Raw genomic sequence first — 764 nt, forward strand, 5'->3', positions numbered from 1 at the left:
CGACGGCGCTGGTGATGATCGGCAGCCTCCTGCTCGGCGTCTTCTACCGCTACGTGCTCGGCGACTCGCTGGTCTGGAGCGGCGAGGTCGCGCTGCTGGCGTTCACCTGGACGGTGTTCCTGTTCGCAAGCGCACTGGTCCGCGACATGGCCCACGTGCGCGTGACCCTGCTGGTCGAGTCCCTGCCCGGGCCCGCCTCGGAGGTGCTGGAGCGGCTGATCGTGCTGCTCGTGCTCACCTTCGGGCTGATCATGCTCTGGACGGGATGGAACTTCGCGCTTTTCACCGCGAACCAGGTCTCGCCGGCCATGCGCTACCCGCTGTGGCTGCGCAACGCGGCGATGCCCGTCGGCGGGGCGCTGATCGCCTTCCACGCGGCGGTACTGCTGCTGCGCCCGACACCCATTCGCAGCATGGAGGGTAACGGCAATGGGTGAGATCGGTATGGTACTGATCGTCGGGCTGTTCGTACTGCTGCTGCTCGGCGTCCCCATCGCATTCACGCTCGGGCTGCTCACCGCGGTGGGCATCTGGATGGCGGACCTCAATCCGCTGATCCTCGCCCAGCGGCTCATCGCCGGGAGCACCGTCACCAGTCTCCTGGCCATTCCCGGATTCATCCTCGCCGGCGAGCTGATGAGCGCCGGCGGGCTCTCGCGGCGGCTCGTACGGGTCGCGGCGACGCTGTTCGGCCACCTCCCCGGCGGGCTGTCGATGTCCACGGTGGCGGCCGGCACCTTCTTCGGCGCGATCTCCGGCTCGGC

The 764-nt window shown here is 68.7% G+C and carries 2 protein-coding genes; both read left to right on the forward strand.

What is annotated here, in order from left to right:
• The coding region (locus G7A99_RS22495) for a TRAP transporter small permease (protein WP_163144246.1) at window positions 1–437 on the forward strand (437 nt) is incomplete at its 5' end.
• Window positions 430–764, forward strand: a 335-nt coding sequence (locus tag G7A99_RS22500; protein ID WP_163144248.1) for a TRAP transporter large permease subunit, incomplete at its 3' end; no start/stop codon positions are given. The genes G7A99_RS22495 and G7A99_RS22500, both read left to right, overlap by 8 nt.

Source organism: Arhodomonas sp. KWT (assembly GCF_010993615.1).